Raw genomic sequence first — 6,000 nt, 5'->3', positions numbered from 1 at the left:
CCCTCACCCCCTCACCGCCCCCGCCTCCGGCCGCCCCGTAACCGCCCCGCCCCCCGGGCACTCCCACCATGTCACCGTCGCCTTCGGCGCCACGGCGCGCGCTGTCGTCGAGCTTGCCCCGGGGCACCCGGTTCCGCCCCCGGCCAGTCCCCTCCCAGACGCCCCCGAGTGCCGTCCCGAGCACACCGCGGCCCAGCTCTACCGCGATCGCTGGATGTTCCACGGCCCCGGTTTCCAGGGTCTGACCGAGCTCACCGCGATCGGTGAGCGGCACATCCGTGGAGTGATCACCGCGCCGGCCGCCCCCGGTGCCCTGCTCGACAACGTGGGGCAGCTCCTCGGCTACTGGATCATGGCGACCCGTAGCGAGCGGAGCGTCGTCTTCCCGGTACGGATGCGGCACATGCGGTTCCACGGACCGCACCCGGCCCCCGGCACGGAGGTCGGCTGCGTGCTGCGGATCACCTCCCTCACGGACAGCGTCCTGGAGGCCGACGCGGAGCTGACCGTCGGCGGCAGGGTGTGGGCCGTGATCGGCGGCTGGCAGGACCGCCGCTTCGACAACGACCCGACCACCCGGCCCGTGGAACGCTTCCCCGACCGCCACACCCTGTCCGAGGCCATGCCCGGCGGCTGGGCACTGGTGCACGAACGCTGGCCGGATCTCGCCTCCCGAGAGCTGATCATGCGCAACTCGCTCGGTGGCGCCGAGCGCGCGGAGTACGCCGCCCGGCCACCGCGCGGCCGCCGGCAGTGGCTGCTCGGCCGCATCGCCGTCAAGGACGCTGTACGGCAGTGGCTCTGGCAGCACGGCGAGGGGCCCCTCTTCCCGGCGGAGCTGCGGGTCCACAACGACGAGCTGGGCCGCCCGTACGTCACCGGCGTGCACGGCCGCGACCTACCCCCGCTGGACGTCTCGCTCGCCCACCGCGCCGAGGCGGGCGTGGCGATCGTCCGGCCGCACACCCCGCGGCCCGGTCCCGGGATCGACATCGAGGAGGTCACCGAGCGCGATCCGGCGACCCTCGCCACCGCGCTCGGCCCGGCCGAGCTGCGCCTGCTGCGCGCCCGCGCGGCGGACGCCCCGGACCTGCGGGCCCTGTGGTTCACCCGGTTCTGGGCCGCCAAGGAGGCGGTCGCCAAGGCCGAGGGCGTCGGATTCGGTGGCCGGCCACGGGACTTCGCGGTGCTGCAGACCGCCCCGGACGGCAGCCGGCTGCTCGTCTCCGGGCGCCTGGAACGCGTCTACACCGTGCACTGCGCGCCGGCGGCCAATCCGCCCGCCCTGCCCGACCGCGCCTACGTGGTGGCCTGGACGACCGGGCCCGGAGCCGACGACGAACACTCCCGCGACGCAGCCGAGGAGCACCCCCGATGAACCCCAGCCATCCGGTCCCGACGAACCCCGCCCACCCGGCCCCGGCGCAGCCCACCGCCGACGCCGTGCTCGCCGACGTCACCGGCATGCTCCGCACGGTGCTGGCGGAGTACGGCGACGACGACGTGGTGATCGGCCTGTCCACCACCTTCAACCGCGACCTGGAACTGGAGAGCATCGACCTGGTCACCCTCGCCGGACTGCTGGAGGAGCGGTACGGGCAGCGGGTCAACCTCGCCGAGTTCCTGGCCGGCATGGAGTTCGACGAGATCATCGAGCTGACCGTCGGCCGGCTCGTGGAGTACGTGGTGTGTAGCCTGAAGACCACGCAGGCGGGCTGACCCATGGCGATGGTCGACGCCCGCGGCATCCGGCTGCACGTCCAGCGCATGGCACCCGCCGGCGACAGCACCCCGCGCGGCACGGTCGTCCTGGTGCACGGGCTGCTCACCGACAGCCTGGCCAGCTACTACTTCACCGTCGCACCCGCCTTCGCCGCGGCCGGACTCGACGTCGTCATGTACGACCTGCGCGGGCACGGCCGCAGCGAGCGCCCCCCCGACGGCTACACCCTCGACCACAACATCGACGACCTGGAGGCGCTTCTCGACCGGCTCGCCGTCACCGGCCCGGTCCACCTCGTCGGCAACTCCTACGGCGGCACCATCGCCTTCGGATTCGCCGCCCGGCACCCGGAACGCGCGGCCGGCCTGGTGCTGATCGAGTCGGAGCCCGCGACCGCCGCGTGGGCGGCGAAGCTCGGCCGCATCCTCGACCGGGTCATGACGGAACTCGCGCACAACGAGCCCGACGCCGTCGCCTGGATCACCGCCCACCGGGGCCACAACACCGCCCGGCTGGCCAAGGGCGCGGCCCGGCTCGCCCGCGAGACCACCCTCGGCCGGGACATCCCCGCCAGCCGCGTGCTGACCGAGGCCGCCGTCCGAGCCGTACGCTGCCCGGTCCTCGGCGTGTACGGCGGTGAGTCGGACCTCGCCGACCTGGTGCCGCTGATGCGGGCGCTGCTGACGGACTACCGGGCGGTGGTGCTGCCCGGGTACGAGCACTCGGTGCTGGTGGAGGCGCCCACGGCCGTGGGCGGACACATCCTGGACCTGATCCGCGCCGGGGCGGGCGTCCCATGAGTGCCTTCCTCTTCGTCGTCCCGCCGCTGACCGGACATGTCAACCCGGCCGTGGGCGTGGCCGCCCGGCTCACCGGGCGGGGCCACCGGGTGGCCTGGGTGTGCGCCGACCCGGCACTGGTGCGGCGGCTCGCGGGCGCGGACGCCGAGGTGTTCGGGTGCGCGGGCCCGGTGCCGGGCGCCGAGGGCGCCGTACGACCGCCGGACCTGCGGGGCGCGGAGGCGCTGAGGTTCCTGTGGGAGGCGTATCTGCTGCCGCTCGCCCGCGCCATGGCGCCCGGTGTCCGCGCCGCCGCCGCGGCGTTCCGCCCGGACGTGGTCGTGGCCGACCAACAGGCCTTCGCCGGCGCCCTCGTGGCGGACGACCTGGGGCTGCCATGGGCCACCTCGGCCACCACCTCGGCCGAGTTCTCCGGCGCCTACGACGGCCTGCCGAAGGTCGCCGAGTGGCTGCGGGACCGCCTGACCGAACTGCGCACCCGCATCGGCGACCCGTCCGGCACCGCCGACCCGCGGTCCTCGCCGCACCTCCTGCTGGTCTTCAGCACCCCCGAACTCATCGGGCCCCAGGCCCCGTTGGCGCCGCACATCCACTACGTCGGCCCCTCGCTCACGGGCCGCCCCGCCGGTCCCGGCTTCCCCTGGGAACGACTGGACCAGGCCAGGGCGAAGGTCCTGGTGACCCTGGGCACGGCGAACACCGACGTGGGCGGCCGGTTCCTCGCCGAGTGCCGCACCGCCCTGCGGGCACGCGCCGACCACGTACAGGCGGTGATCGTCGACCCGGGCGGCGCCCTCGGGGCGCCGGCCGACGACAAGAACGTCCTGGTCCTCCCGGCCGTCCCCCAACTCCCCGTGCTGGAACGGATGGACGCCGTCGTCTGCCATGCCGGACACAACACCGTGTGCGAGGCCCTGTGGCACGGGGTGCCGCTCGTCGTCGCGCCGATCCGTGACGACCAGCCCGTGGTGGCCGGACAGGTCGTGGACGCGGGTGCCGGCGTCCGCCTCCGCTTCGGCCGGGTCCGTGCGGACCGGCTGGGCGCGGCCCTCGACACCGTTCTCACCGATCCCGCCCCCCGGGCCGCCGCCGCCCGGATCCGCACCGCGTTCCGTGCGGCGGGCGGCGCCCAGGCCGCGGCGGCCCACCTCGAACGACTCGCAGCGGAGAGCCGATGAGCGATCACCACGGCAAGAGCCACGAGAACGAGAGCCACGAGAACGAGAGCCACGAGATCGAGAGCAGCGAGATCGAGAGCAGCGAGCACGGGAGCGGTGAGAACGCGAGTGGCAAGGGCAAGCGGAAGAACGCCGACGCGGCGCGCATCGCCGCCCTGCGCCCCGCCTACCGAAGGGACCTGGCCGCAGGAACCGACCGCTTCTTCGCAGCCCCGAGCGAGACCTGCCCCTGGTGCGGCTCGGACCGTCTCCTCACCCGCCTGCGCACCACCGACCTGCTCCAGCACAAGCCCGGCCGCTTCACCCTCGACCGCTGCGCCGACTGCGGCCACACCTTCCAGAACCCCCGGCTGACCGAGGAGGGCCTGGAGTTCTACTACCGCGACTTCTACGACGGCCTCGGTGAACAGCGCATGAGCGGCACCTTCGGCGGCCGTACCGCCATGTACCGGTGCCGCGCCGAAGCCATGGTGCCGCACGACCCCGCCCCCAAGACCTGGCTGGACGTCGGCACCGGACACGGCCACTTCTGCGCGGCCGCCCGCAGCGTCCTGCCCGGCACCTCCTTCGACGGGCTCGACTTCACCGACGGCGTCGAACTCGCCGCCCGCGAAGGCCGCGTGGACCACGCCTACCGCGGCGCCTTCCCCGCGCTCGCCCCCGAACTCGCCGCCCGCTACGACGTGGTGAGCATGTTCCACTACTTGGAGCACAGCACCGACCCGGACCGCGAACTGCGCGCCGCCCACGAGGCCGTACGCCCCGGCGGCCACCTCCTCATCGAGGTGCCGGACCCGGAGAGCCGCTACGCCCGGCTGCTCGGCCGCTGGTGGCTGCCCTGGCTGCAACCGCAGCACCTGCACTTCATGCCGGTCGCGGGCCTCCGGCGGCGGCTCACCGAGCTGGGCTACACGGTGGTCGCCGAGCAGCACGCCGAAGCGCACGACCCGGTCGACCTGCTCGCCGCCGTCTGGCTGGCCCTGGATCACACCGCCCCGCGCGAGGACGCCCCCTGGCTGCCCGAGCCGCCCGGCGCCGTGCGCCGCGCCGCGCGCACCGCGGTTCTCCTCGCAGGGGTGCCCGCCCTGCTGACCGCGACGCTCCTCGACCGGTTCGCGGTGCGCCCCCTGTCCCAGCGCCTCGGCCTGTGCAACGCCTACCGCCTGGTGGCCCGCCGCGAGTGACCGGGGCTCACAGCACCTTCGCGCGGATCAGTGCCGACAGCAGCAGGGAACCCGGCAGCAGCGGCACCCAGTCGGTCAGCATCCGGTAGCCGATGACCGTCGCCGCGGCCAGTGCCGGCGGGGAGCCGAAGGCGACCAGCGTCCACCCCAGCGCCGCGTCCACCGCGAGCCCGCCCGGCGCCGGCACCGCCCCGACGGCCGTGCCGGCCGCGAGATAGGCGAGCACCACGTGCGTCCAGGGCAGCTCCAGGCCGAGCGCGGCACCGACACAGGCGAGCGTGGTCCCCTGCACCAGCGGCATCGCGACCGCGCCGCCCCACAGGGCGACCACCCGGGCGGGCCGGGTGTGCACCTCGCGCGCATCGGCGAGGGCGGTGCGCAGCAGCCCCGTCACCGGCCGCCACAGCGGTCGTACGACCCTCAGCAGCACCCCGGCCACCGCGACGACCCCGCCCGTGACACAGACGACCGGCACCACCGTCTGACCGTCCGGCACCAGGTCGCCCAGTCGCCGCCAGGCCGGTGACGCCGCCAGGAACACCAGCAGCACCACGGTCTTCGCCCCGGACTTGGCCACCGAGTACAGCCCGATCGAGGCGGTGGCCCGGGCGGCCGGCACCCCGCGGCCCCGCAGGAAGCGCAGCGTGACGGCGTGGGCCCCGAGCCCGCCCGGCAGCACGTGGTTGGCGGCCCCGGCGGCGAACTGCGAGGCGAGCAGCAGTCCGGGCGGCAGGCGGTCCGGCAGGGCGCCCTGCCGGACACACGAGGCCGCCACACAGTTCAGGACCGTGAGGCCGGCCCCGGCCAGCAGCCACCACGGGTCGGCCGCGAGGAGCCGCCGGACGCCCTCGTACATCACCGGCCGGTTGGCGGCGGCCCAGCCACCGGCCAGCAGCAGCGGAGCCAGGCACAGGACGAGCCGTAGGTGCCGGGCCCCCAGGGGGGACGGGGGCCGGTCGGCGACCCGCGGGCCGGTTCCCGGCGGATGACCGGAGTCGGCGGACCCGGCGGCCGGGGAAGCCGCGGTCCGGGAGCGCGGCGGAGGGGAGAGCGAAGGGGACGGAGGCACTGAGGACACGGGGACGTCGTCCTTCCGCAGCGGGCCCCGCGGCGGG

6 protein-coding genes are annotated in these 6,000 nt (G+C 75.1%); 5 read left to right on the top strand and 1 reads right to left on the bottom strand.

From position 1 onward, the window contains the following. The 5 genes from IO33_RS0137695 to IO33_RS0137675 form a co-directional block, all read left to right on the top strand. A partial coding sequence (locus IO33_RS0137695) for a 4'-phosphopantetheinyl transferase superfamily protein (RefSeq protein ID WP_157857983.1) occupies positions 1-1,378 on the top strand: 1,378 nt, incomplete at its 5' end. Further along, positions 1,375-1,719, top strand: a complete 345-nt coding sequence (locus tag IO33_RS0137690; protein WP_051927193.1) for an acyl carrier protein — start codon at positions 1,375-1,377, stop codon at positions 1,717-1,719. The genes IO33_RS0137695 and IO33_RS0137690, both read left to right, overlap by 4 nt. 3 nt (positions 1,720-1,722) lie before the next feature. Further along, positions 1,723-2,523, top strand: coding sequence for an alpha/beta fold hydrolase (locus IO33_RS0137685; protein ID WP_031173565.1), 801 nt, complete (start codon positions 1,723-1,725; stop codon positions 2,521-2,523). After that, entirely contained in the window at positions 2,520-3,701 is a 1,182-nt protein-coding gene (locus IO33_RS0137680) for a glycosyltransferase (RefSeq protein WP_031173564.1), read from the top strand. Before IO33_RS0137685 ends, IO33_RS0137680 begins: the two co-directional genes overlap by 4 nt. A gap of 146 nt (positions 3,702-3,847) precedes the next feature. Next, positions 3,848-4,885, top strand: a complete 1,038-nt coding sequence (locus IO33_RS0137675) for a class I SAM-dependent methyltransferase (RefSeq protein ID WP_031173562.1) — start codon at positions 3,848-3,850, stop codon at positions 4,883-4,885. Positions 4,886-4,892: 7 nt separating this feature from the next. On the opposite strand, the gene IO33_RS0137670 is transcribed toward IO33_RS0137675, so the two are convergent. Beyond that, positions 4,893-5,963: a lysylphosphatidylglycerol synthase transmembrane domain-containing protein gene (locus IO33_RS0137670; RefSeq protein ID WP_245235979.1), complete on the bottom strand. Its 1,071-nt coding sequence runs from the start codon at positions 5,961-5,963 to the stop codon at positions 4,893-4,895. Positions 5,964-6,000: the final 37 nt, after the last annotated feature.

The sequence above is a fragment of the Streptomyces durhamensis genome (genome assembly GCF_000725475.1).
GTDB lineage: Bacteria > Actinomycetota > Actinomycetes > Streptomycetales > Streptomycetaceae > Streptomyces > Streptomyces filipinensis.
The sequence above is the reverse complement of the archived record's forward strand: the minus strand, read 5'-3'. Positions and strand labels throughout refer to the sequence as shown.

Excerpts from the sequence above, each read along its gene's own strand:
- IO33_RS0137690 (WP_051927193.1), top strand. The coding sequence starts at position 1,375 with ATGAACCCCAGCCATCCGGTCCCGACGAACCCCGCCCACCCGGCCCCG.
- IO33_RS0137680 (WP_031173564.1), top strand. The coding sequence starts at position 2,520 with ATGAGTGCCTTCCTCTTCGTCGTCCCGCCGCTGACCGGACATGTCAAC.
- IO33_RS0137685 (WP_031173565.1), top strand. The coding sequence starts at position 1,723 with ATGGCGATGGTCGACGCCCGCGGCATCCGGCTGCACGTCCAGCGCATG.